Source organism: Enterobacter quasihormaechei (assembly GCF_004331385.1).
Taxonomy (GTDB): domain Bacteria; phylum Pseudomonadota; class Gammaproteobacteria; order Enterobacterales; family Enterobacteriaceae; genus Enterobacter; species Enterobacter quasihormaechei.
This window is the reverse complement of sequence record NZ_SJON01000022.1, coordinates 24143-50497: the sequence shown is the minus strand read 5'-3', so window position 1 is coordinate 50497 and position 26355 is coordinate 24143. Positions and strand designations below refer to the sequence as shown.

The following is a 26355-nucleotide window of genomic DNA, read 5'->3' as shown; positions in this document are numbered from 1 at the left end:
TGCTGGATACGTGTGGTTTTAAATGGAAGGGATCAGTATACCCGCTGGCTGCAAGATATACAGTACGAAACGGGGTTGTTTAGGGAAAATTGGGGAATAAGGTCTACCGCCAGAACCGGTGAAGGCTCTGGTTGCTGATTATCCGAGCAATTTAGCGCATCGAGAGATGTAAAAACTGGCCGTCTGCATCAAAAGAGCAGACAAAGCCCTCTTTACGCGCAGTATAGCCTTTCAGTTCATAGCTGCCCTGAAAGCGCTCGAAGCCGTTAATATGAATTTTTTGCGCCTCGGAATTATAGCGATGAGCCGCCTCACCTATGCACAGCTGTTCCATATTTAGGGAACGCTCCGGGCTCATTTTCCCCTGCTGCGCTTTCTGGACAGGGGCCTCCTGAGAAGCACTGCACCCTGCTAATAAAAGCAGCAGAAAGAGTGACGCCCCACGCTTCATCATCATTTTTATTACCGCCCCGGTCAGTGGCTGTTATTTTTAGTAGCAACACGTTTATAGATTAATGTTCAACATTCTGCGAATCTCGCCAGCTCGCGACAAGACAGCCTGGCTAAACTCAGAATTTTCCAAGGGAAAAGTTTTACGCTACCGCAGTCACACTTTCTTTATCAGGAATACAGAGGAACTGATGCAGTCAAAAATTAACTGGATTGATAACCTGCGGGGAATAGCCTGTCTGATGGTGGTGATGATCCACACAACGACCTGGTATGTCACGAACGCGCACAGTATCAGCCCCGTTAACTGGGACGTCGCCAATATTCTGAACTCGGCCTCCCGGGTGAGCGTCCCGCTGTTCTTTATGATTTCCGGTTTTCTCTTTTTTGGTGAGCGTAGCGCGCAGCCGAGACATTTCATCCGTATTGTCTCCTGTCTGCTGTTTTACAGCGCCATTTCGCTAATCTATATCATCCTGTGCACGTCCATTAACGCCGAACGTTCCCTGCTCAATGTGCTGCAAAAACCGGTGTTCTATCATCTGTGGTTTTTCTTCGCGATAATCGTTATTTACCTGGTTTCTCCGTTAATTCAGGTAAAAAACGTCAGCGGTAAAATGCTGCTGGCCTTGATGGCGATCATCGGGATTGTGGCAAACCCGAATACTCTCTCACAAAAAGTTGATGGCTTTGAATGGCTTCCCGTCAACCTCTATATCAACGGCGACACGTTTTATTATGTGCTGTACGGCATGCTGGGCCGCGCCATCGGCATGATGGAGACGCAAAAGCGAGGAATGAACTGGCTTTGCGCGGCTGCGTTTATCACCGGTGTGTTTATTATCTCTCGCGGGACGCTGCACGAGCTGCAATGGCGCGGCAACTTTGCCGATACCTGGTATCTGTATTGCGGCCCGATGGTCTTTATCTGCGCGATTTCTCTGCTGACCCTGGTGAAAAACACCCTCAACGAACGTCCGCTTCCGGTGCTGGGCTTTATCTCTCGCCACTCGCTGGGTATTTACGGTTTTCACGCGCTGGTGATCCACGCCCTGCGCACCCGCGGCGTTGAGCTGAAAAGCTGGCCGGTGCTGGATATTATCTGGATATTTACCGCTACGCTGGCTGTCAGCCTGCTGCTGTCCATGTTGCTGCAAAGAATCGATACGCGCAGGTTTGTAAGCTAGCCAGATGGACGGGGAGTTGTAGGCCGGGTCAGCGCAGCGCCACCCGGCGGATGTTCAGGACATCAGCGGTAAAAGCTGCTGATAGATTTTACGGAACACGACTCGTCGTTCAGCATAGCGAGCATGGGTTTTCGCATCAGGACGATGCTGCTGTTCAAGCGGAAGCTGGGGCAAAAGCGAGTTCAGTGGTTTATCCGGGTTCACCGCGATTTGCGCCAGCCGTGCCGCACCGAGCGCCGGTCCAACCTCTCCCCCCGTACGATAGTCCAGCGGCAACCCGCTGATGTCAGAAAGCATTTGCCGCCAGTAGCTGCTTCGCGCCCCGCCGCCAATTAAGGTAATGCTGGATGGCGTCAGGCCACAGTCATGCACGACATCCATGCCGTCCGCCAACGCATAGCCGACCCCTTCAAGCACCGCGCGCGCCAGCTCTGCCGGGCCGTGCTGATGGGTAAGCCCGAAGAACACCCCTTTCGCTTCCGGGTTGTTGTGCGGCGTGCGCTCGCCGGAAAGGTACGGTAAAAACCAGACCGCACCGGCATTACCATCCGCCTGCTGTGCCGCTGCGATAAGCGCCGGTACGTCTGCCATTCCGGTCAGCTTTGCCGCCCAGTCGAGGCAGGAAGCGGCACTCAGCATCACCGACATTAAATGCCATTTGCCCGGCAACGCGTGGCAGAAGCTGTGTACGGCGTTTTCAGGGTTACTGCGATACCCGTCACTGACGGCAAAATAGACGCCGGAGGTGCCGAGCGATAGCATTGCCTGCCCTGCTTCCACCATCCCCACGCCAACAGCGCCCGCCGCGTTATCGCCGCCGCCAGCAACAACCGGTACGGCCGGCATATTCCAGCGTTCAGCAATGGAGGATTGCAGCGTGCCCGCGATCTCACTGCCTTCAAACAGCGCGGGCATATGGTCGCGCGTCAGCTGGCAGGCATCCAGCATCGCCTCGCTCCAGTCCCGTTTCGCCACGTCGAGCCACATCGTGCCCGCGGCGTCAGACATGTCGCTGGCAAAATCTCCCGTCATGCGAAAACGTAGGTAGTCTTTAGGCAGCAGCACCTTCGCTACCTGACGGAAAATATCGGGTTCATGGCGCTGCACCCACAGGAGTTTTGGCGCGGTAAAACCGGGCATCATCAGGTTGCCCGTAATCTCGCGGGACGTGGGCACACGCGCTTCAAGGATTGCACACTCTTCCGCACAGCGGCCATCGTTCCAGAGAATAGCCGGGCGCAGAACGCGATGCTGGCTATCCAGCAACGTTGCACCATGCATTTGCCCGGCAATGCCCAGCGCCTTTACGTCGCGCAGGCTGTGCTGCTCGCCTAAGGCTTTCATCGCGCGGTCCGTCGCCTGCCACCACTGCTCCGGATCTTGTTCCGACCAAAGCGGATGCGGGCGTGAAACCTGCAACTTTTCAGTCTGGGTTGCTAACACATCGCCCTGCTCGCTTAACAGAATGGCTTTCACACCCGACGTGCCAAGATCGATCCCGATATACATTGTGGTGGCTCCTTTGACAGAAATGCCCGGTGGCGATGCGCTTACCGGGCCTGCATGCTGCATACTGTTATTTATCGAAGAGGTAATGATTGACCAGGTTTTCCAGCAGTTCCTGATGCCCGCTCTGATGCTGCGGGGCCAGCTGATGCTGTTCAGCGTACTTCGCGATTTCCGCAAGCGATAACTGACCTTTCAGAATTTGCTGGCCCAGCTCACTGTTCCAGCCGCCGTAACGCTTCGCCACGCGTTTATCCAGCTCGCCGTCTTCAATCATACGGGCCGCCACCTTCAGCGCCAGCGCCATGGTGTCCATCGCGCCAATATGCCCGTAAAACAGATCGTATTTGTCAGTGCTCTGGCGACGGACTTTGGCGTCGAAGTTCAGGCCGCCGGTGGTGAAACCGCCCGCTTTGATGATTTCGTACATTACCAGCGCATTTTCTTCCACGCTGTTCGGGAACTGGTCGGTATCCCAGCCCAGCTGCGGATCGCCGCGGTTCGCATCTACCGATCCGAAGATGCCCAGCGCAATCGCAGAGGCAATTTCGTGATGGAAGGAGTGGCCCGCCAGGGTAGCGTGGTTAGCCTCAATATTCACTTTGATCTCTTTTTCCAGACCAAACTGCTTCAGGAAGCCATACACGGTGGCAACATCGTAGTCGTACTGATGCTTGGTTGGCTCCTGCGGTTTAGGCTCAATCAGCAGCGTGCCGCGGAAGCCGATTTTGTGTTTGTGGTCCACAACCATCTGCATAAAGCGACCAATCTGCTCGCGCTCCTGACGCAGGTCGGTATTCAGCAGCGTTTCATAACCTTCACGACCACCCCAGAGAACATAGTTTTCGCCGCCCAGCTGATGCGTAGCGTTCATCGCAGTCACGACCTGAGTTGCCGCCCAGCTGAAGACTTCCGGATCGGGGTTGGTTGCCGCACCCGCACCGTAGCGAGGGTTGGTAAAGCAGTTAGCCGTCCCCCAGAGCAGCTTCACGCCGCTCTGCTGCTGTTTTTCAGCCAGTACATCGACCATCTGCGCGAAATTGTTCAGATACTCTTTCAGCGATGCCCCTTCAGGCGACACGTCCACATCGTGGAAACAGTAGTACGGCACGTTCAGCTTATGGAAGAACTCGAACGCGACGTCGGCTTTACGCTTCGCCAGCTCAATGGCCTCGCCCGGCTGCTGCCATGGACGGTCAAAAGCGCCCACGCCGAACATATCAGCACCGTTCCAGCAGAAGGTGTGCCAGTAGCAGGCGGCAAAGCGCAAGTGATCTTCCATGCGCTTACCCAGCACCAGCTCATCCGGGTTGTAGTGACGAAATGCTAAAGGATTGGTCGTTTTCGTGCCTTCGAAACGAACGCGATCGAGTTGGTCGAAATAAGCTTGCATATTGAGCTCCATAATCAGGGTATGCGGCGTGGTCTTGCTTCTGGAGTAATAGTGAATAGACATTGGGGGTTGCTCAATTACGTTATTTCACACTGCTATTGAGAGAATGCACAATTGTGCGCTGGCTCGCAAAATAATGTGCAGACAAACTATTTTTCGGCGCATATTCCAGAATCAAATGTAATTAATAGGTTACGCTTTTTAAAATCCGATCGCGGTCATAAATTCAGAAATAAACCAAATATCGTAATGAGAAGATAAAAATCTGTAATTGCCAGCAGGCCTTTCCACGTTAAAAATTTGCTGCGTCTCAGCAGTGAACGTTTCTTTTATCTCAGCGACACATACCCCTACAAAAAGGCCTAATAATTATGAAGATAAAGAACCTGACCCTAACGCTCTGCACTACTCTCCTGCTTGCAAGCTTTGCCGGCCACGCCAAAGAGGTCAAAATCGGCATGGCGATTGATGACTTACGTCTTGAACGCTGGCAAAAAGATCGCGATATCTTTGTTAAAAAAGCGGAATCCCTCGGCGCGGAGGTGTTCGTTCAGTCCGCTAACGGCAACGAAGAGACGCAAATGTCGCAAATCGAGAATATGATCAACCGTGGCGTCGATGTGCTGGTCATTATCCCGTATAACGGCCAGGTATTAAGCAACGTGGTGAAAGAGGCTAAACAGGAAGGCATAAAAGTCCTGGCCTATGACCGCATGATTAATAATGCGGATATTGATTATTATATTTCGTTCGACAATGAAAAAGTGGGTGAGTTACAGGCTAAAAGCCTGGTCGCTAAGGTGCCGCAAGGAAATTATTTCCTGATGGGCGGTTCGCCTGTGGATAACAACGCCAAGCTGTTCCGCCAGGGACAAATGAAGGTGCTTAAGCCATATATCGACGAGGGCAAAATTAAGGTCGTCGGCGACCAGTGGGTTGACGGTTGGTTACCGGAAAACGCGCTGAAAATTATGGAAAACGCGTTAACCGCAAATAACAACAAAATCGATGCGGTCGTGGCCTCTAACGATGCCACCGCGGGTGGCGCCATTCAGGCGCTGAGCGCGCAGGGTCTGGCCGGAAAAGTCGCTATCTCCGGACAGGATGCCGATCTTGCGGGTGTTAAACGCATTATCGCGGGCACCCAAACCATGACGGTGTATAAACCCATTACCGAGCTTGCCAATACGGCTGCTGAAATTGCCGTTGAGCTGGGCAATGACCAACAGCCTAAAGCAGACGCAACGTTAAATAACGGCCTGAAAGACGTACCGGCTCGCCTGCTTACCCCTATCGAAGTCAACAAAGAGAACATTGACGCCACGGTGGTGAAAGACGGTTTCCATAAGAAGAGTGAACTGTAATCCAGCGCAGCCCCTGCCCGGCGGGGGCGCATCGACCTGCCCTGTTCATCTGTCGGGCTATGCGGAGCAGTTATGTCTTATTTACTTGAAATGAAAAGCATCACCAAAGCCTTCGGGACGGTGAAAGCGGTCGACAACGTCAGCCTGCGGCTGAATCCCGGCGAAGTCATGTCGCTGTGCGGCGAAAACGGCTCGGGGAAATCCACGCTGATGAAGGTGCTGTGTGGGATCTACCCGCACGGCAGCTACGAGGGCGAAATCGTCTTCGCCGGAGAGGTGCTCCAGGCCACGCACATTCGCGATACCGAGCGTAAAGGCATCGCTATCATTCACCAGGAGCTGGCGCTGGTGAAGCACCTAAGCGTGCTGGAAAATATCTTTCTTGGGGCCGAACTCTCACGCCACGGCGTGCTGGATTACGACACCATGACGCTGCGCTGCGAAAAATTGCTGGCTCAGGTGAGCCTGGCTATCTCACCGGATACGCGCGTGGGCGACTTAGGTTTGGGCCAGCAGCAACTGGTGGAGATCGCCAAAGCGCTTAATAAACAGGTACGCCTGCTGATCCTCGACGAGCCGACCGCCTCGCTCACCGAACAGGAAACGGCCGTACTGCTCAATATCATCCGCGACCTGCAAAACCACGGTATCGCCTGCATCTATATTTCGCACAAGCTTAACGAGGTGAAAGCCATTTCCGACACCATCTGCGTCATCCGCGACGGGCAGCACATCGGTACGCGTGAGGCAGAAGGCATGAGTGAGGATGACATCATCACCATGATGGTGGGCCGCGAACTCACCGCGCTGTATCCCAACGAGCCGCACGCGATTGGCGAAGAGATCCTGCGCGTGGAAAACCTGACGGCGTGGCACCCCGTTAACCGCCATATCAAGCGCGTGAATAACCTCTCCTTCTCGCTGCACCGAGGCGAAATTCTCGGCATTGCGGGCCTGGTGGGTGCCGGAAGAACCGAGGCCGTACAGTGTCTGTTTGGCGTCTGGCCAGGGCGCTGGGAAGGCAAGATTTATGTCGACGGTCAGCCGGTAAAAATCGACAACTGCCAGCAGGCCATTGCCAGAGGCATTGCCATGGTGCCCGAAGACCGCAAAAAAGACGGCATCGTGCCGGTTATGGCGGTGGGAAAAAATATCACGCTGGCGGCGCTCAGCCAGTTTTCCGGCGCGCTGAGCAGCCTGGACGATGCCGCAGAACAGCAGTGCATACTCCAGTCGCTCGCAAGGCTTAAGGTGAAAACGTCCTCGCCAGAGCTGGCGATAGGACGCCTGAGCGGCGGCAACCAGCAAAAGGCGATTCTGGCGCGCTGCCTGCTGCTTAATCCGCGCATTTTAATTCTGGACGAACCCACGCGAGGAATCGATATCGGCGCGAAGTACGAAATCTACAAGCTGATTAATCAACTGGTGCAGCAAGGGATTGCCGTCATTGTTATCTCGTCCGAACTGCCTGAAGTGCTGGGCCTGAGCGACCGCGTGCTGGTCATGCATGAAGGGAAACTCAAAGCCAACCTGAACAACCAGAACCTGACGCAAGAGCAGGTGATGGAAGCTGCCCTAAGGAGCGAACGCCATGTCGAAAAGCAACCCGTCTGATATCAAAGTCGCTGTTCCGACGCCCGGTGCGTTCGCAGGACTTAAATCGCTGAATCTACAAGTATTCGTGATGATTGCGGCCATCATCGTCATCATGCTGTTCTTTACCTGGATGACCGACGGCTCCTATCTGAGCGCACGTAACGTCTCTAACCTGCTGCGTCAGACCGCCATCACCGGCATTCTGGCGGTGGGGATGGTCTTCGTGATCATCTCAGCGGAAATTGACCTGTCGGTAGGGTCGATGATGGGCCTGCTCGGCGGTGTGGCGGCGATTTTTGACGTCTGGCTCGGCTGGCCGCTGCCGCTGACGATTGCGGTCACGCTGGTACTGGGTCTGCTGCTGGGGGCGTGGAACGGCTGGTGGGTGGCCTACCGGAAAGTCCCGTCGTTTATCGTCACCCTGGCGGGAATGCTGGCCTTCCGCGGCATTTTAATTGGTATCACCAACGGCACTACCGTCTCCCCCACCAGCGCCTCTATGTCCCAGATTGGCCAAAGCTACCTCTCTGATGGCGTCGGTTTTACGATCGGCGTGGTTGGGCTGATGGCGTTTGTCGCGTGGCAATGGCGGGGGCGCATGCGTCGCCAGGCGCTGGGTCTGGCCTCGCCTGCTTCTACCTCGGTGGTGGGTCGTCAGGCGCTTACCGCCGTGATTGTGCTGGGTGCCATCTGGCTGCTTAACGATTATCGCGGCGTCCCGACGCCCGTTCTGCTGCTGGCGCTGCTGCTGTTAGGTGGGATGTTTATGGCCACACGTACCGCTTTCGGCCGCCGCATTTATGCCATCGGCGGCAACCTGGAAGCCGCGCGTTTGTCCGGCATTAACGTGGAGCGCACCAAACTCGCCGTCTTTGCCATTAACGGTCTGATGGTAGCCATCGCGGGGCTGATCCTCAGCTCGCGACTGGGTGCGGGTTCTCCGTCTGCCGGTAATATTGCCGAGCTGGACGCCATCGCCGCCTGCGTAATTGGCGGAACCAGCCTCGCCGGGGGCATTGGCAGCGTGGCGGGTGCGGTGATGGGCGCATTTATTATGGCTTCGCTGGATAACGGGATGAGTATGATGGACGTGCCGACGTTTTGGCAGTATATCGTCAAGGGAGCCATTCTTTTGCTGGCAGTCTGGATGGACTCTGCCACCAAGCGGCGCGCCTGAGAACCGTATCGTGACTAATTTGGGAAAGTGAGCCATGTTTGAAAAGCGTCACCGCATTACGTTGTTATTCAATGCCAACAAAGCCTATGACCGTCAGGTGGTTGAAGGGGTTGGTGAATATTTGCAGGCGTCGCAATCCGAATGGGATATTTTCATCGAAGAAGATTTCCGTACCCGTCTGGAGAACATTAAGGACTGGCTGGGAGACGGGGTCATTGCTGACTTTGACGACCCCGTCATTGAACAGCTGCTGAGTGGCGTCGACGTTCCTATCGTGGGCGTTGGCGGCTCATACCATTCACCGGAACATTATCCCCCTGTTCACTACATCGCCACCGATAACCATGCCCTGGTCGAGACTGCCTTCCTCCATTTAAAGGAGAAAGGCGTACACCGTTTTGCGTTTTACGGTTTGCCCGCCACCAGCGGCAAGCGCTGGGCAATGGAGCGTGAGTATGCGTTCTGCCAGCTGGTTGCCCAGGAGAAGTATCGCGGCGTCGTTTATCAGGGACTGGAAACCGCGCCAGAAAACTGGCAGCACGCGCAAAACCGGCTGGCTGACTGGCTGCAAACGCTGCCGCCCCAGACAGGCATTATCGCCGTGACGGACGCCCGCGCTCGCCACGTATTGCAGGTGTGCGAGCATTTGCATATTCCGGTGCCTGAAAAGCTGTGCGTGATTGGTATCGATAACGAAGAGCTTACGCGCTATCTGTCGCGCGTGGCGCTGTCATCCGTGGCGCAGGGTACGCGGCAGATGGGCTATCAGGCTGCGAAGCTGCTGCACAGACTGTTAGACAACGAATCCCTTCCGCTCCAGCGTCTGCTGGTTCCGCCCGTTCGCGTGGTCGAGCGCCGCTCTACCGACTACCGTTCCTTAAACGATCCGGCCGTGATTCAGGCGATGCACTACATTCGCAATCATGCCTGCAAAGGTATTAAGGTCGATCAGGTGCTGGATTCGGTCGGGATTTCTCGTTCGAATCTGGAGAAGCGCTTCAAAGAGGAAGTGGGTGAGACGATACATGCCGTGATCCATGCGGAAAAGCTGGAGAAAGCGCGCAGTCTGCTGATCTCCACCTCGCTGTCCATCAACGAGATTTCACAGATGTGCGGCTACCCGTCGCTACAGTATTTCTATTCGGTGTTCAGGAAAGAGTATGACACCACGCCGAAGGAGTACCGGGAACGGTACAGTGAAGTCCTGCTCTAGAAAAGAGAACGCCTTCCAGTGGAAGGCGTTTTTCATTACATGTGCGCGGCAATCAGACGCTGGTTATCCTGGTACATCGAGAACAGATAGTTGTTATAACGCTGTCCCTGAGTGGAATACCCTTTCAGCTTGTGGATCATCGCCGTAGCCGTCACTTCCTGATCCGCTTTACGCAGCTGGGCGCGTGACTTACGGAACGAGGAGTAGGCCGGGTGGGTGTTCAGGTTCACCACGTAGGCATTCACGGAATCTTTCACCGATTCAAACTGTGAATAACCCTTCACCTTGCCGGGTGCATTGGTACAACGACCTTTGGCGCACTTCATGCCAAACAGATTGTTGTTGTTGCGGGCCAGCTTCGAGGTCCCCCAACCGCTTTCGGCGGCGGCCATTGTCGCCACCATGCTGCCTGGAATGATGTCCACACGTTCTAACAGTGAGTTCCACGGCACGCGACGCGTGTTTCCGCTCCACTTCACTTTATAGCGTTTGGCGATGTCTTTCAGGCGCGTGCGCTCAGACGGCGACCAGCGGCTATCGTACTGTTTGGAGATCAGCCAGTTACGATCCGCAGTAATCGCGGCATTTTGACTTTTAATGTAAGGCATGACCGTCCGGAGAAACGCTTTTTTTCGTGGTGTCCCGGAAGGGTATTTTCGCAAATCAGGAAGTGAACTACTCTTTGCACTATTGCGAGAATACTCTTGTTTACTGCTAACCTTACTGCTTGTCGTCTTTATTACGTGGGCTTTCTTACTCGTTGTATCCGCGTGCGTCTTTGCAAGCACCTCACCTGAAAATGCCATGGTGAGTAACATGAGTATCGCGGCCCCATATCGTCGAATGGGAGTCGATATCATTAGGTCTCCTGGTCGGATATAAGCATTCCAACACCTTATTTTCTTCAAAATTTGAGAGCGGAATCTCAAATCGTACCAAAAATAGTCTTCAAGAGCACGTATATAAATAGTCCAATTCCGAAACTATGTCATTCGAAACGTGCTCATTAAAGCATCAACACTGGAAAAATGTGTGCGATATCGCAGATAACAGCCTAATTTTGCGCGGGATCACTCATCCCTTCGCGTCCTCCTGGCAGAAAGCCTCATAGGAGGAGTTTTTCCCCTGAGCCGAATGGCACACTGGTCAAAAATGCCGCGACAGGAAAATGGAATGAAACGCACTGCATTAGCTGTTCTGATGTTACCCGCACTCGCGCATGCCGACTGGTCATCGCCGGGATTTGACGCGTTTAACGCTGAAGGTACCGGCGTCTTTACCAGCCAGGCAAAGCTTGCGAAGGGTACCCGTCCACTGACGTTGAGTCTTGACAACGCGTGCTGGCAGCCGACAGAGGCCATTAAGCTCAACGAGATGCTGTCGCTCAAACCGTGCGAAGGCACTCCGCCACAGTGGCGGTTATTCCGTGACGGCGTTTATCAGATGCGTATTGATACGCGCTCGGGAACGCCAACCCTGATGCTGACGGTACAAAGCGCGGCGCCACAGCCTGTCGCTGACGTCACCCGCCAGTGCCCGAAGTGGGACGGTAAACCGCTTACGCTCGACGTAGCAAACACCTTCCCGGAAGGAACGGTGGTGCGTGATTTTTACAGCAAACAGACCGCGACCGTTGAAAATGGCAACGTCACGCTTCAGCCAGCCGCCAACAGCAATGGCCTGCTGCTGCTTGAGCGCGCCGAGACGGACAAACCCGCGCCGTTCAGCTGGCAAAACGCCACCGTCTATTTCGTGTTGACCGATCGCTTCGTGAATGGCGACCCTGCCAACGATAACAGCTATGGCCGCCATAAAGACGGTATGCAGGAGATAGGAACGTTCCACGGCGGCGATCTTAAAGGGCTTACCAGCAAACTGGATTATCTTCAGCAACTGGGCGTGAATGCGCTCTGGATAAGTTCTCCGCTGGAGCAGATCCACGGCTGGGTGGGCGGCGGCACCAAAGGGGATTTCCCTCACTACGCCTATCACGGCTATTACACTCAGGACTGGACGAAGCTCGACGCCAACATGGGCAGCGAAGAGGATTTGCGCCAGCTTGTCGACGAAGCGCACCGGCGCGGTATCCGCGTCCTGTTTGACGTTGTCATGAACCACGCGGGCTATGCGACGCTTGCCGATATGCAGGAATATCAGTTTGGCGCGTTGTATTTGCAGGGGGATGAGCTGAAGAAAACGCTCGGCGAACGCTGGACTGACTGGAAGCCAGGCGCGGGTCAAAGCTGGCACAGCTTCAACGATTACATCAACTTCAGTGATAAAGCCGCATGGGAAAAATGGTGGGGAAAAAAATGGATCCGCACCGATATCGGCGATTATGACAACCCCGGCTTTGACGATTTAACGATGTCCCTGGCGTTTCTGCCGGATCTGAAAACGGAATCTAAGATCCCGTCAGGTTTGCCGAACTTTTATCAACACAAACCCGACACCAACGCGAAAGTGATGACGAACTTCACGCCGCGAGATTACCTGACCCACTGGCTCAGCCAGTGGGTACGTGACTACGGCATCGACGGTTTCCGGGTCGATACCGCTAAACACGTTGAGCCTGAAGCCTGGCAGCAGCTGAAGGACCAGGCCAGCCAGGCGCTGGTCGCGTGGAAAGCCGCCAACCCGGACAAAAAACTCGACGATGCGCCATTCTGGATGACTGGTGAATCCTGGGGTCACGGCGTGATGCAGAGCGATTATTATCGCCACGGCTTTGATGCGATGATCAATTTTGACTATCAGGAGCAGGCGGCGAAAGCGGTGGACTGTCTGGCGGATATGGATCTGACCTGGCAGCAAATGGCCGAAAAACTGCAAAGCTTTAACGTGCTGAACTATCTCTCCTCCCACGATACGCGACTGTTCCGTGAAGGAGGCCAGCGCGCCGCTGAGCTACTGCTGCTGGCACCGGGAAGCGTGCAAATCTATTACGGCGATGAATCAGAGCGTCCATTTGGTCCGACGGGGTCCGATCCGCTACAGGGAACCCGTTCGGATATGAACTGGCAGGACGTAACGGGTAAACAGGCGTTAACTGTCGCCCACTGGCAGCTTCTGGGACAGTTCCGCGCCCGTCATCCGGCACTGGGTGAAGGCAAGCAAACCACGCTGTCGCTGAAAGAGGGGTACGGATTTGTACGCGAGCATAAGGGCGATAAGGTGATGGTGGTGTGGGCGGGTAATCAGTAGAACAATTCACTACATGAATCCCGCTCCGCCATACAAAACAACAAATCCGACCACATCCGCCGATTTGCACCAACACGGTGCTGGCGTTATGGTTACTGCCTTTCATATTAAGCCCGACAGATCACCTGCTATGACGTTTTCACAATTCGGCGATAAATTTACCCGCCATTCAGGCATTACCCGCCTGATGGAGGACCTCAACGACGGGCTGCGCACCCCCGGTGCTATCATGCTCGGCGGCGGAAACCCGGCTCAGATTCCGGAGATGAACACCTACTTCCAGGCGCTACTGGCAGACATGCTGGAAAACGGTAAAGCAACCGATGCGCTGTGTAATTACGACGGCCCTCAGGGTAAAACAGAACTGCTGACGCTTCTGGCATCGATGCTGCGGGAAGCGCTGGGCTGGGATATCGAACCACAGAATATTGCACTGACAAACGGCAGTCAGAGCGCGTTTTTCTACTTGTTCAATCTGTTTGCCGGACGCCGCGCCGACGGCAGCACGAAAAAAGTGCTGTTCCCGCTGGCACCGGAGTATATCGGCTATGCCGATGCCGGCCTTGAAGAAGATCTTTTTGTTTCCGCACGCCCGAATATCGAGTTGCTGCCAGAGGGCCAGTTCAAATATCACGTTGATTTTGAACATCTGCATATCGGTGAAGAGACGGGCATGATCTGCGTGTCACGCCCTACTAACCCGACGGGCAACGTGATCACCGACGACGAGCTGATGAAGCTGGATGCGCTGGCGAATCAGCATGGTATCCCGCTGGTGATCGATAACGCCTATGGCGTCCCGTTCCCGGGGATTATCTTCAGCGAAGCGCGTCCGCTGTGGAACCCGAACATCATCCTCTGCATGAGCCTTTCCAAGCTGGGCCTGCCGGGCAGCCGCTGCGGTATCATTATCGCCAACGAAAAGATCATTACCGCCATTACCAACATGAACGGCATTATCAGCCTTTCGCCTGGCGGGATCGGTCCGGCCATGATGTGCGAGATGATCAGACGCAACGACCTGCTGCGCCTGTCGAATGAGGTGATCAAGCCGTTTTACGCTCAGCGCGTTCAGGAAACCATCGCCATTCTTCGCCGCTACTTACCGGAAGAACGCTGTCTGATCCATAAACCGGAAGGGGCAATTTTCCTGTGGCTGTGGTTTAAGGATCTGCCCATTACGACAGAGCTGCTTTATCAGCGCCTGAAAAAGCGTGGCGTGCTGATGGTGCCGGGGGATTACTTCTTCCCGGGGCTGGATAAGCCGTGGCCGCACACGCACCAGTGCATGCGCATGAACTACGTCCCGGACCCGGAAAAAATCGAAGCGGGAGTGAAAATTCTCGCCGAAGAGATCGAGAACGCCTGGCACGAGGCGGGTTAATAAGACCTCAGGCCAGATTACGCACCCGTTCCGCGCGTAATCTGGCGGGATCGATGCAGCGCAGCGCGTGGGTAGGACAGGCTTCAACGCAGGCTGGCCCACCCTCGCGATGCGCGCACAAATCACATTTCAGCGCCTGAACGCGACCTTCCACGACCCGAACCTGCATTGCCCCGAACGGGCACGCCACCATACAGCTTTTGCAGCCGATACAGCGCGATTGCTCAACGAGCCACGCTCCCGCAGCGCGGCGAATGGCCTGCGTCGGGCAGACATTGGCGCAGGGCGCATCTTCACACTGATGACAACCTACAGCCGTGGTGAAAGCGTTCCCTTTAACCACCCGGATCCGCGACGTAAACGCGTCTGGCACGGCGGTGCTTTCATGCGACATCATGCAAGCCACCTCGCAGGTGCGGCATCCGATGCATTTTTCAGGATCCGCCATGATAAATCGGTTCATGGATAACGCCTCGCGCAGGTTAAAAGTCAGTTCCGTTGAATTATCGTTAGCGCATCATACCTTGCGTGCGAATCGTTAAGGATGCTGTGGGTCAAAGAGCGGGCGCGGATACTTTTAGCTTAGGGTAAATGCGGATATGTGTGGATGAAGGCTGATTAACTGCGGCCTGTTGCCCTCACCCCAACCCTCTCCCACGGGAGAGGGTGTAAAAAGTAGGCCGGGTAAGGCGAAGCCGCCACCCGGCTTTAACCCGGCTCAGGCCGCTCAGGACGGCCTGAGCCGGAAGTTTAAAACAGCCCCAGCGGTTTTTCGGAGTAGCTGACCAACAGACATTTCGTTTGCTGGTAGTGCTCCAGCATCATCTTATGGGTTTCACGCCCGATGCCCGACTGCTTGTAGCCGCCAAACGCCGCATGAGCTGGATAGGCGTGATAGCAGTTGGTCCACACGCGACCGGCCTGAATGCCGCGGCCCATTTTATAGGCCAGATTACCGTTACGGCTCCAGACGCCCGCCCCCAGGCCATACTGCGTGTCGTTGGCGAGCTCCAGCGCCTCGTCCATGGTTTTAAACGTCGTGACCGCCAGCACCGGCCCAAAAATTTCCTCCTGGAATACACGCATGTTGTTCTGACCGAACAGGATGGTCGGCTCAAGGTAGTAGCCCTCCTGTAAATCGCCGCCCAGCACCTTACGGCGACCGCCGGTCAGCACATCGGCCCCCTCTTTTTTACCGATATCGATATAGTTGAGGATGGTTTCCAGCTGGCCATGCGATACCTGTGCCCCCATCTGGGTGACGTTATCCAGCGGGTTACCGCTGCGGATCGACTCCACGCGCCGGATCGCCCGCTCCATAAAGCGCTCATAAATGGATTCCTGCACCAGCGCGCGGCTCGGACAGGTACAGACTTCACCCTGGTTGAACGCGAACAGCGCAAACCCTTCCAGCGCTTTGTCGAAGAAGGCATCTTCTTCATCCATTACGTCGGCAAAGAAGATGTTCGGCGATTTGCCGCCCAGCTCGAGCGTGACCGGAATGATGTTCTGGGTCGCGTACTGCATAATCTGCTGACCCACTTCCGTTGAGCCGGTGAACGCCACTTTGGCGATACGTTTTGAGGTGGCAAGATACTCCCCAATCTCGCCCCCAGCTCCGTTGACCACGTTAATGACGCCCGGCGGCAACAGATCGCCAATCACCTCCATCAGCAGCAGCACCGAAAGCGGGGTTAAGCGCGCGGGTTTCAGCACAACGCAGTTGCCCGCCGCCAGCGCGGGGGCCATTTTCCAGCTCGCCATCAGCAGCGGAAAGTTCCAGGGAATGATTTGCCCCACCACGCCCAGCGGCTCGTGGAAGTGATACGCCACGGTGTCGCTGTCGACCTCGCTGATCCCACCCTCCTGAGCACGAATGCAGGAGGCAAAATAGCGGAAATGGTCAATCGCCAGCGGGACGTCTGCCGCCATGGTTTCGCGGATCGGCTTGCCGTTGTCCCACGTTTCTGCCGTTGCCAGCAGCTCCAGATTCTGCTCCATCCGGTCAGCGATTTTGAACAAAATGGCCGCCCTGTCCTGCACGGAGGTCTGTCCCCAGTTATCCTTCACCTTATGTGCCGCATCCAGCGCTAAATCAATATCCCGCTTGCCCGAACTGGCAATTTCACATAACGGCTGGCCGGTGACGGGCGTCAGGTTGGAATAGTATTCACCGTCGACGGGTGCCACCCAGTCGCCACCGATAAAGTTGTCATAGCGGGGCTTGAGCTTAAGGGGAAAACCATACTCGCCAGGCTGGATACGCGATGAGGGAGGATTGTTTGTCATGACCGTCTCCTTGCAGTAGGTGTACAACAAGGGTAGTTCCGGCTGGTGATTTTCTCGCCAGCGGGTAGCGGGTTTACGAGCCGCATCACGGATTACCGTACTTTACGTTTCGTTTCTGCCGCCGGAGCCATACTTAATAGTTCAGGGGCACATGAGGAACGATGCAATGCAGCTATTTATCGGCTTTGACGTGGGTGGAACCCACATCAAACACGGCGTAATTAACGAAAACGGCGAAGAACTGATATCCGATGAATATGATACGCCGGACGATGAAAGCACCTTCAAAGAGAAGTGGAAAGCGGTGGTGGATAAGTACTGCCAGGAGCACGAGATCGCCGGCATTGGCGTGAGTTTTCCGGGACACATCAATCACCACACCGGCGAAGCGGCCAAAGCCGGGGCGCTGGACTATCTTGACGGCGAAAACCTGTGCGAACTGTTCGCACAGCTGACCGATCTCCCCGTGACAATCGAAAACGATGCCAACTGCGCGGCGCTGGGCGAGCGCTGGCAGGGCGCGGGCAAGGACTATGAGCATTTCGTCTGCATCACCATCGGTACCGGCATCGGCGGCGGTATCGTCATGGAGGGCGATCTTTACCGCGGATCGCACTATCGGGCGGGTGAATTTGGCGTGCTGCCCGTGGGCAATGAGGGCGAACCGATGCATGAAGTGGCGTCCGCCAGCGGCCTGATGAAAGCCTGCCGCCGCGCGCTGGCCGTGTCGGAAGACGAAATGCCTGACGGCGAGGAGCTGTTTAAACGCATGGACAGCGACGTGCATCTGCGCGAGGCCATTGAAGAGTGGGCGCACTGTCTGTCGCGCGGCATCTACAGCGTGATCTCTATGTTCGATCCGCAGGCAGTGCTGATTGGCGGGGGCATTAGCGAGCAGGAGAAAATTTATCTCCTGCTGGATAAATACTTACAGCGATTCGAGGAGTGGGAGGCGCTCCGGGTGCCCATCCTTCCCTGCGAGCTGGGCAACCAGGCGGGAAGGCTGGGTGCGGTCTGGCTGGCTAAGCAGAAGCAGGCGCGCAGCGCTTAACGCTTACGGAAATAACTGCGCGTCGCGGAGCACATGGTCATTGCCGCGACGACGCGTAAACCCGATGCGGTTGAAGTACTCCAGGATCTGAATCGCCAGCTTGCGTCCCACGTTCAGCCGATCGCGGAAGTCGGCGGCGCAGGTCGATCCGCGCGCATGATCCAGCTCACGGATCAGGTTCGCAAACGCCACGATCCGATCGTTGCGGTAATAACGATCTTTCACGATCGCCACAATCATGCCCTGCTGGGCCGCATGGCGCAGTACCTGACGCATTAGCTGCTCATCAGTATGGGTTTCACGCGCCAGATCGCGTACCCACCACGGTTCATCGCCAAACAGCGTCGCCACCTTTTGCCAGACCGCGTCCTGCTCGGCGGTAAAACCCGCCTTGTGTTCCGGCAGGTGCAGCCAGCCGTGATGGCTTGCGATCGCGCCGCTGGCGCGCATGTTTTCAATCAGCAGCAGCACCAGCGCGTCGTCTTCCATCGGCAACGCCATGCGCCGCAGACGCTCACGGCCCGGGCCTGGCTCATCCTGATGCTGTTCATGGTAGGTGGCCAGCGTGCTCAGCACCTTACGCTGCCAGCGCGCCGCCACCGGCGCGTTCAGCAGGCTGTTACCGGCCTGAATAAAACCTGGCTCCTGCGTCAGAAGCCGCAATCCTTCGCCGCTGAGCTGGCGCGCCCAGGCGAACGCAGCCAGATCCACCGCACCACGTTCAAGGTGGATATCTAACGCAGACTTATCATCGCGGGCCTTCGCCAGCGCGCCCAGCCACTGTAAATACTCGGGCTTACGCTTGCCGCGACGGGGCGGATTAAGCATGACCACGCGCGCGCCCGCCAGCGTTTCCCGCGCCGAAATATCGCGCAGGACCAGGCGGTCGTTATCCGCCAGCCAGAGCGGGGAGTCGAACACCAGCTCGGCAAGATCGTTTTCCAGCAGCGACACGCGCCCGGTGATATGGCTGGCCGCGTGGTGAATGTGCAGCGGCTGCCACTGGGTCAGCGGCGTGTGGGTCTGGAGAGAGACGATCGCCCGCCCGCAAGGTTCTGGCGGCGCGTCAGCCATCAGCCAGTCACCACGGTTGAGCTGCTCTTTTCCGGCATCCCCGGCAACATTCAGGGCGATACGCTGCCCGGCATGGGCCCGTTCCACCGGCTGGTTTTGCGCGTGAAGTCCGCGCACGCGCATCGGTTTATTTACGCCCGTTAGCCACAGGGTATCGCCCACGTTCACTTCGCCGCTCAGCGCGGTGCCGGTCACCACCAGCCCAGCACCTTTCACGGTGAACGCCCTGTCGATCGCCAGACGGAAACGGTGATGGCTGGCATGCTCACGAGACGGGATCTGCTGCAAATGATCGCGAAGGGCGTCGATACCGCGGCCTTCTGTCGCCACGGTGACAAACAGTGACGCATCCTTAAAACCGTATTCATCGAGCGTCGCCAGCACCTCTTTACGCACCTCGTCGATACGCGCCTCATCCACACGGTCCGCTTTGGTGAGGGCAACGGTCAGCTGCGGGCTGCCCGTCAGTTGCAGGATCGCCAGATGCTCGCGCGTTTGCGCCATCACCCCGTCATCGCACGCGACCACCAGCAGAGCGTGATCGATACCGCCCACGCCCGCGAGCATATTGGACAGAAACTTCTCGTGGCCGGGCACGTCGATAAAGCCCAGCACGCGACCATCGGGCAGCGGCCAGTAGGCGTATCCCAGGTCAATGGTCATGCCGCGCTTTTTCTCTTCCGGCAGGCGATCGGCATTTACGCCCGTAATGGCCTGCAATAACGTGGTTTTGCCGTGGTCTACGTGACCGGCGGTGGCAATAATCATTTCAACATCATCTCCAGAAACCGCACTTCATCTTCCAGACAGCGTAAATCCAGCCACATGCGGCCATCACCGATACGGCCAATCACCGGCGTCGGTAATGCACGCCAGCGCGCCGACAGCGCCTCAAGCTGGCTTCCGCGTCCGTCGCGCGGGGTGAACGTCAGCGCTTCGCTCGGTAATCTGTCCACGGGCAGCGAGCCGCTGCCTATTTGCGACAGACAGGACTCGATACGAACATCAAATTCAGGGTAGTGAGGAGCAACCTGCGGCAGTAGCGCTTCCGCCCGCGCGCGGATGGAGGCTGCATTACGGCTTAGCAAACGCAACGTGGGCAGGCGGTCAGCCAGTTTCTCCGGGTGAAGATAGAGCCGCAGCGTGGCTTCCAGCGCGGCCAGCGTCATTTTATCAGCACGCAGGGCGCGCTTCAGCGGATGTTGCTGTAGCTGCGCAATCAGCTCGCGCCTGCCGACGATAATCCCCGCCTGCGGCCCGCCCAGCAGTTTATCGCCAGAGAAACTGACCAGGCTTACGCCCGCGGCAACCATTTCCTGCACCATCGGCTCTTTCGGCAGACCGTACTGGCGCATATCCACCAGCGACCCGCTGCCGAGATCGGCGATCACCGGCAAGTTAAGCTCGCGCCCAATGGCAGCCAGCTCGGCTTCATCCACCGTTTTGGTGAACCCCTCGATATGGTAATTGCTGGTATGCACTTTCATCAGCAGCGCGGTGTTTTCATTCACCGCCGCGCGATAATCTTTCGCATGGGTACGGTTGGTTGTGCCCACTTCATGCAGCGTGCACCCCGCCTGGCGCATGACATCCGGAATTCGAAATGCCCCGCCGATTTCCACCAGCTCGCCGCGAGAGACGACAACCTCTTTCCCGCTCGCGGTAGCCGCCAGCATCAACAGCACCGCCGCCGCGTTGTTATTCACAATGCAGGCATCTTGCGCGCCGGTGATCTGGCACAGCAGATCGGCCAGCGCGCGATCTCGATGCCCGCGCCCGGCACCGTCCAGATCGTACTCCAGCGTCACCGGCGAGCGCATGGCCCGGGTGACGGCCTGTATCGCCTCTTCTGCCTGTTGTGCACGGCCCAGATTGGTGTGCAGAACCGTGCCCGTCAGGTTAATGACCGGGCGCAACGCGCTTTGCGCGCGCTCATTCAGCCTCCGTTTAACTTCCTGCTCCCACGCCATGCACCAGCCAGGAAGCGCGTTCTCAGCCTGAATATGACGGCGCGCGTCATCCTGAAGCTGGCGTAGCATGTCGACCGTTGCAGTATGGCCAAACTGCGCCAGCACCGCGGCTATGCGCGGGTCACGAAGCAGACGATCGGTTGCGGGGATCTGGCTGTAGAGGGAATGATGAGTAGTCATGAATGCGCCTGGCGAGTAAATATCTTCCCCCCTCCCGACGGGAGAGGGAGTTAACATGTGGGGGGATTGTACCGCCTCCTGCCGGGAAGTGTTATAACCCGCATCAAGCCTTTGGTGGTTCGGTGCGGGCAAAACTTTCGCGCTGGAAGAGCGTCTCCGCCAGCTTAACCAGCAGCGGGCGATCCACGCACCACCCAGGCGAGACCCGGCGGAAATTGAGGTAGCCAATGGCGCAGGCGATGGCGATCGTCGCCAGATTCAGGCTATCGCTTTGGATTTTACCGTCGCGGATCAGCTGTTCACACCTATCCAGGCTGCGGCTGATTTTTTCTCGCTGACGCAGCAGTTCATCCTCTGACTGCTGTGCGGCGGGCCTCGCCTGCTCGCGCACGGACGTTAACGCTGCGTCCATAATGCCATCGGCCAGCGCTTCAATTTGCTTCACCGCCAGCGCCGCTTTTGGATCCGCCGGGAGCATGGCTGGCGCAACGCCAAGCAGCTCGATGTATTCCGCAATGATCGGGGAATCAAACCAGTAGTCACCCTCGTCCGTGACCAGCGCCGGAACTTTACCCAACGGGTTGTACTGCGCAACGCCGTTCTCAGCGTTGTAGGGCTGTTCATTCACGAATTCAAATTCAATCCCTTTCTCCAGCAGGAGAATCGAAATCTTACGCACGAAAGGACTGGTATAACTGCCGATGAGTTTCATTGCTTATCCTTAATGCCCACAAAGAGGTCAGTATGGATCACGTCGTGAAAAAAGGCAGGTATGCGTATCGCATTCCTGACCTCAGGCGATACGGGAGGAATCCGTATAAAAATATTTTGTGAATCAAATCACAATCCAGAAACAAACCGCCAACTTAGAAATGTGATTATTATCACAAAAAGCACGCCAATCTGGCGCAATTTTGCGCGATGTATTTTTTTTACACACTCATTATGTGATCGCCATCACTTCATTAATCACCACACCCCCTACATTTACGTGACTGCGATCACACAAAATTTCGCTGTCTGGACAGTTGAACGATTCAGTGCCAGATTTCACAGCATCAGAACAGGGCCCGGCTACCTCTGCCGCCGCACATTAACGATAAACCTCGGGCCATAAGCCTAAGCGTAAACATAAGAAGGGGTGTTTTATGTCATCCGATTTCAAGATCAAAGTGCAAAGCTTTGGTCGTTTCCTCAGCAACATGGTGATGCCAAATATCGGCGCGTTTATCGCGTGGGGTATTATCACCGCATTGTTTATTCCGACAGGGTGGTTGCCTAACGAAACGCTGGCGAAACTTGTTGGCCCAATGATCACATACCTGCTGCCGCTGCTCATCGGTTATACCGGTGGTCGTCTGGTGGGCGGTGACCGCGGTGGCGTCGTGGGTGCCATCACAACCATGGGCGTGATCGTCGGTGCGGATATGCCGATGTTCCTCGGTGCGATGATTGCCGGTCCTCTGGGCGGCTGGGCGATTAAGAAATTCGACGTCTGGGTTGATGGCAAGATCAAGTCCGGCTTCGAAATGCTGGTGAACAACTTCTCCGCGGGCATCATCGGGATGATCCTCGCGATTCTGGCGTTCCTCGGCATTGGTCCGGCGGTTGAAGTGCTGTCCAAACTGCTGGCGGCGGGCGTTAACTTCATGGTGGCGCACGACATGCTGCCGCTGGCGTCTATCTTCGTTGAACCGGCGAAAATCCTGTTCCTTAACAACGCCATCAACCACGGTATCTTCTCCCCGCTGGGTATTCAGCAGTCTCACGATCTCGGCAAGTCCATCTTCTTCCTGATTGAAGCCAACCCGGGTCCGGGCATGGGCGTTCTGCTGGCGTACATGTTCTTCGGTCGCGGCAGCGCGAAACAGTCTGCTGGCGGCGCGGCTATCATCCACTTCCTGGGCGGTATCCACGAAATTTACTTCCCGTACGTGCTGATGAACCCGCGTCTGATCCTGGCCGTTATCCTCGGCGGTATGACCGGCGTGTTCACCCTGAGCGTGCTGGGCGGCGGTCTGGTGTCCCCTGCTTCTCCGGGCTCTATCCTGGCGGTGCTGGCGATGACGCCGAAAGGCGCTTACTTTGCAAACATCGCGGCAATCTGTGCGGCCATGGCGGTCTCCTTCGTGGCATCCGCTATCCTGCTGAAAACCAGCAAGGTGAAGGAAGACGACGATATCGAAGCGGCAACCCGCCGTATGCACGACATGAAGGCTGAATCCAAAGGCGCTACGCCGCTGGCGGCTGGCGATGTCTCTAACGACCTGAGCCACGTGCGTAAAATCATCGTTGCCTGCGACGCCGGTATGGGTTCCAGCGCAATGGGTGCCGGCGTGCTGCGTAAGAAAGTGCAGGATGCGGGTCTGACCAACATCTCCGTGACCAACAGCGCGATTAACAACCTGCCGCCGGACGTTGACCTGGTGATCACGCACCGCGATCTGACCGAGCGCGCTATGCGTCAGGTGCCGCAGGCGCAGCACATTTCCCTGACCAACTTCCTGGACAGCGGCCTGTACACCAGCCTGACCGAACGTCTGGTTGCGGCCCAGCGCCATGAAGATAACGAAGTGAAGGTGCGTTCCAGCCTGCAAGACAGCTTTGACGAGAGCAACGCGCATCTGTTCAGACTGGGCGCGGAAAACATCTTCCTCGGCCGCACCGCGACCAATAAAGAAGAGGCGATTCGCTTCGCCGGTGAGCAGCTGGTGAAAGGTGGCTACGTTCAGCCTGAATACGTTGACGCGATGCTGGAGCGTGAAAAGCTGACGCCAACCTACCTGGGTGAATCCATCGCGGTTCCGCACGGTACGGTTGAAGCGAAAGACCGCGTGCTGAAAACCGGCGTGGTGTTCTGTCAGTATCCTGACGGCGTGCGCTTCGGTGAAGAAGAAGACGACATCGCCCGTCTGGTGATTGGTATCGCCGCTCGCAACAACGAGCACATTCAGGTGATTACCAGCCTGACCAACGCCCTGGATGATGAAACGGTCATTGAGCGTCTGGCTAATACCACCAGCGTTGAAGAAGTGCTGGCGCTGCTCAACAAATAACAGCGTCTCTTCCCTCTCCCCGACGGGGAGAGGGCTAGGGTGAGGGGAAAACGTTTCTCACCCCAGCCCTCTCGGGTAAAAACATTGATGAAGGTTAATACTATGAAAGCATTACATTTTGGCGCAGGTAATATTGGTCGTGGCTTTATCGGTAAACTGCTGGCAGACGCGGGCATTACCCTGACATTCGCCGATGTGAATCAGGTGGTTCTGGATGCCCTGAACGCCCGTCATAGCTATCAGGTACATGTAGTCGGTGAAAACGAGCAGGTTGAAACGGTTTCTGGCGTGAACGCGGTGAGCAGCATTGGCGACGACGTGATTGACCTCATCGCAAACGTTGACCTGGTCACCACAGCCGTAGGGCCGGTAGTGCTCGAACGCATCGCCCCGGCTGTCGCAAAAGGCCTGGCGAAGCGTAAAGCACAGGGCATTGAAAAACCGCTGAACATCATCGCCTGTGAAAACATGGTGCGCGGCACCACGCAGCTGAAAGGCCACGTTCTTGCCGCCGTTGCAGAGGAAGATAAAGCCTGGGTTGAAGCGCACGTCGGGTTTGTGGATTCCGCCGTAGACCGCATCGTTCCGCCGTCCGAATCCGCCACCAACGATCCGCTGGAAGTGACCGTGGAAACCTTCAGCGAGTGGATCGTCGATAAAACCCAGTTCAAGGGCGCGCTGCCGACCATTCCGGGAATGGAACTCACTGATAACCTGATGGCATTTGTCGAACGTAAACTCTTCACGCTGAACACCGGGCATGCTATAACCGCGTACCTCGGAAAATTGGCCGGTCATCAGACCATTCGCGACGCGATCCTCGATGAGAACATCCGCGCGGTGGTCAAAGGCGCAATGGAAGAGAGCGGCGCGGTGCTGATCAAACGCTACGGTTTTGATGCTGATAAACACGCAGCATACATCCAGAAAATCCTCGGTCGTTTTGAAAACCCGTATCTGAAAGATGACGTTGAGCGCGTTGGCCGTCAGCCGCTGCGTAAGCTGAGCGCGGGCGACCGCCTGATTAAACCGCTGCTGGGCACGCTGGAATACGGCCTGCCGCACGCCAACCTGGTGAAAGGGATTGCTGCCGCGATGCACTACCGCAGCGAGCAGGACCCGCAGGCGATTGAGCTGGCTCAGCTGATTGATGACAAAGGCGCGCAGGCTGCGCTGGCGCAGATTTCCGGTCTGGATGCCAGCAGTGACGTGGTTGCGGAGGCGGTTAACGCATACAACGCAACCAAATGATGCAGAATCCGGCGCAGGTGAGCCTGCGCCCGAATAACAGATTGTCAGATATGCAGGCAACAATGGAACAAACCCAGGCCTTTGAAAATCGTGTGCTTGAGCGTCTGAATGCTGGCAAAACCGTACGAAGCTTTCTGATTGCCGCCGTCGAGCTGTTAACCGAGGCGGTGAACATTCTGGTGCTTCAGGTGTTTCGCAAAGACGACTACGCGGTAAAGTATGCTGTTGAACCGTTGCTGGACGGAGACGGACCGCTGGGCGATTTATCGGTACGGCTGAAGCTGATCTACGGTCTTGGCGTGCTCAACCGCCAGGAGTATGAAGACGCCGAGCTGTTAATGGCGCTGCGCGAAGAGCTCAATCATGACGGTAACGAGTACACCTTTACCGATGATGAGATCCTCGGTCCCTTCGGCGAGCTGCACTGCGTATCCGCGCTGCCTCCTGCACCTCCTTTTGATAACAGCGACCCTGAGCTGTACGCGATGCAAAAGCTACGTTATCAACAGGTTGTCCGCTCCACCATGGTGCTTTCCCTGACTGAGCTGATTTCTAAAATCAGCTTAAAAAAAGCGTTTCAGAAGTAAGCCCGCACACATTGGTGTATCCTTCCCTGTAAATTCCCCGTTTTCAGAGTTATTTGTCATGAAAGAAGTCGAAAAAAACGAAATTAAACGCCTGAGCGACCGTCTGGATCTGGTCCGCCATCAAATGGCCGGTCTCTCCCTGGTCGATTCCGCCGAGAAATACGCCGAGCTGGAAAAAGAGTCCGTGAAGCTGGAAGCGGAAATCGAGCGCCTGCGCGAAGTGAAAGGCCAGAAGCTGAGTAAAGAAGCACAGAAGCTGATGAACATGCCGCATCGCCGCGCGATCACCAAAAAAGAGCAGGCCGACATGGGCAAGCTGAAGAAAAGCGTCCGTGGCCTGGTGGTGGTGCACCCGATGACTGAGCTTGGCCGCGAAATGGGCCTGAAAGAGATGACGGGCTTTTGTAAGACCGAATTCTGATC

The 26355-nt window shown here is 56.2% G+C and carries 21 protein-coding genes; 12 read left to right on the top strand and 9 right to left on the bottom strand.

Annotated features, from left to right (window positions below; genetic code table 11):
- Nucleotides 1-151 precede the first annotated feature (151 nt).
- Entirely contained in the window at nt 152-457 is a 306-nt protein-coding gene (locus tag E0L16_RS20245; protein ID WP_063865825.1) for a YsaB family lipoprotein, read from the bottom strand.
- Between the two features lie 184 nt (nt 458-641).
- On the opposite strand from E0L16_RS20245, the gene E0L16_RS20240 reads away from it, so the two are divergent.
- Nucleotides 642-1637, top strand: coding sequence for an acyltransferase (locus E0L16_RS20240; protein ID WP_131638067.1), 996 nt, complete (start codon nt 642-644; stop codon nt 1635-1637).
- 54 nt (nt 1638-1691) lie between these two features.
- Here E0L16_RS20240 and xylB read toward each other — a convergent pair whose 3' ends face one another.
- Together xylB and xylA are read right to left on the bottom strand one after the other, a co-directional pair.
- Entirely contained in the window at nt 1692-3146 is a 1455-nt protein-coding gene (gene xylB, locus E0L16_RS20235; RefSeq protein ID WP_131638065.1) for a xylulokinase, read from the bottom strand.
- A 67-nt stretch (nt 3147-3213) separates the two neighbouring features.
- Complete coding sequence (gene xylA / locus E0L16_RS20230; protein ID WP_063449989.1) at nt 3214-4536, bottom strand: xylose isomerase; 1323 nt, start codon at nt 4534-4536, stop codon at nt 3214-3216.
- Between the two features lie 371 nt (nt 4537-4907).
- Here xylA and xylF point away from each other — a divergent pair, with 371 nt between their 5' ends.
- The 4 genes from xylF (at nt 4908) to xylR (ending at nt 9886) form a co-directional block, all read left to right on the top strand.
- The gene (gene xylF / locus E0L16_RS20220; protein WP_063865834.1) at nt 4908-5900 is read left to right on the top strand and encodes a D-xylose ABC transporter substrate-binding protein; all 993 of its coding nucleotides are present in this window, start codon (nt 4908-4910) and stop codon (nt 5898-5900) included.
- A gap of 72 nt (nt 5901-5972) precedes the next feature.
- On the top strand, nt 5973-7514 hold the full coding sequence (locus tag E0L16_RS20215; RefSeq protein ID WP_131638063.1) for a xylose ABC transporter ATP-binding protein: 1542 nt from the start codon (nt 5973-5975) through the stop codon (nt 7512-7514).
- A complete protein-coding gene (xylH, locus tag E0L16_RS20210) occupies nt 7492-8673 on the top strand; it encodes a xylose ABC transporter permease XylH (protein ID WP_003860151.1) in 1182 nt (393 codons plus the stop codon). Before E0L16_RS20215 ends, xylH begins: the two co-directional genes overlap by 23 nt.
- Nucleotides 8674-8707: 34 nt before the next feature.
- The gene (xylR, locus tag E0L16_RS20205; RefSeq protein WP_063449964.1) at nt 8708-9886 is read left to right on the top strand and encodes a D-xylose utilization transcriptional activator XylR; all 1179 of its coding nucleotides are present in this window, start codon (nt 8708-8710) and stop codon (nt 9884-9886) included.
- A gap of 35 nt (nt 9887-9921) precedes the next feature.
- Here the strand turns inward: xylR and E0L16_RS20200 are convergent, their stop codons facing one another.
- Nucleotides 9922-10746, bottom strand: a complete 825-nt coding sequence (locus E0L16_RS20200; protein WP_071888809.1) for a protein bax — start codon at nt 10744-10746, stop codon at nt 9922-9924.
- A 313-nt stretch (nt 10747-11059) separates the two neighbouring features.
- Between E0L16_RS20200 and E0L16_RS20195 the strand changes: the two genes are divergently transcribed.
- Together E0L16_RS20195 and avtA are read left to right on the top strand one after the other, a co-directional pair.
- A complete protein-coding gene (locus E0L16_RS20195; RefSeq protein ID WP_131638061.1) occupies nt 11060-13090 on the top strand; it encodes an alpha-amylase in 2031 nt (676 codons plus the stop codon).
- Nucleotides 13091-13220: 130 nt separating this feature from the next.
- Complete coding sequence (gene avtA, locus E0L16_RS20190; RefSeq protein WP_063865841.1) at nt 13221-14474, top strand: valine--pyruvate transaminase; 1254 nt, start codon at nt 13221-13223, stop codon at nt 14472-14474.
- A 7-nt stretch (nt 14475-14481) separates the two neighbouring features.
- Here the strand turns inward: avtA and E0L16_RS20185 are convergent, their stop codons facing one another.
- On the bottom strand, nt 14482-14937 hold the full coding sequence (locus E0L16_RS20185; RefSeq protein ID WP_131638059.1) for a 4Fe-4S dicluster domain-containing protein: 456 nt from the start codon (nt 14935-14937) through the stop codon (nt 14482-14484).
- 287 nt (nt 14938-15224) lie between these two features.
- Complete coding sequence (gene aldB, locus E0L16_RS20180) at nt 15225-16763, bottom strand: aldehyde dehydrogenase AldB (protein ID WP_131638058.1); 1539 nt, start codon at nt 16761-16763, stop codon at nt 15225-15227.
- Between the two features lie 166 nt (nt 16764-16929).
- Here aldB and E0L16_RS20175 point away from each other — a divergent pair, with 166 nt between their 5' ends.
- A complete protein-coding gene (locus E0L16_RS20175) occupies nt 16930-17814 on the top strand; it encodes an ROK family protein (protein WP_131638056.1) in 885 nt (294 codons plus the stop codon).
- A gap of 3 nt (nt 17815-17817) precedes the next feature.
- Here the strand turns inward: E0L16_RS20175 and selB are convergent, their stop codons facing one another.
- The 3 genes from selB to E0L16_RS20160 all read right to left on the bottom strand — a co-directional run bounded on the left by selB (nt 17818) and on the right by E0L16_RS20160 (nt 21750).
- Nucleotides 17818-19656, bottom strand: coding sequence for a selenocysteine-specific translation elongation factor (gene selB, locus E0L16_RS20170; protein WP_063865849.1), 1839 nt, complete (start codon nt 19654-19656; stop codon nt 17818-17820).
- Nucleotides 19653-21038, bottom strand: a complete 1386-nt coding sequence (gene selA, locus E0L16_RS20165; protein WP_131638054.1) for an L-seryl-tRNA(Sec) selenium transferase — start codon at nt 21036-21038, stop codon at nt 19653-19655. The genes selB and selA overlap by 4 nt, the downstream gene beginning before the upstream one ends.
- Nucleotides 21039-21141: 103 nt before the next feature.
- Nucleotides 21142-21750, bottom strand: a complete 609-nt coding sequence (locus E0L16_RS20160; RefSeq protein WP_063449973.1) for a glutathione S-transferase — start codon at nt 21748-21750, stop codon at nt 21142-21144.
- Nucleotides 21751-22186: 436 nt separating this feature from the next.
- Between E0L16_RS20160 and E0L16_RS20155 the strand changes: the two genes are divergently transcribed.
- From E0L16_RS20155 to E0L16_RS20140, 4 genes are all read left to right on the top strand, one after another.
- Nucleotides 22187-24094 carry a PTS mannitol transporter subunit IICBA gene (locus E0L16_RS20155; RefSeq protein WP_063865856.1) on the top strand — a complete coding sequence of 636 codons (1908 nt, stop codon included), beginning with the start codon at nt 22187-22189 and terminating at the stop codon, nt 24092-24094.
- A 102-nt stretch (nt 24095-24196) separates the two neighbouring features.
- On the top strand, nt 24197-25345 hold the full coding sequence (mtlD, locus tag E0L16_RS20150; RefSeq protein ID WP_107534200.1) for a mannitol-1-phosphate 5-dehydrogenase: 1149 nt from the start codon (nt 24197-24199) through the stop codon (nt 25343-25345).
- Nucleotides 25342-25932 carry a mannitol operon repressor MtlR gene (gene mtlR, locus E0L16_RS20145; RefSeq protein WP_063865860.1) on the top strand — a complete coding sequence of 197 codons (591 nt, stop codon included), beginning with the start codon at nt 25342-25344 and terminating at the stop codon, nt 25930-25932. Before mtlD ends, mtlR begins: the two co-directional genes overlap by 4 nt.
- Nucleotides 25933-25990: 58 nt before the next feature.
- On the top strand, nt 25991-26353 hold the full coding sequence (locus E0L16_RS20140) for a YibL family ribosome-associated protein (RefSeq protein WP_063449976.1): 363 nt from the start codon (nt 25991-25993) through the stop codon (nt 26351-26353).
- The last annotated feature ends 2 nt before the right edge of the window (nt 26354-26355 follow it).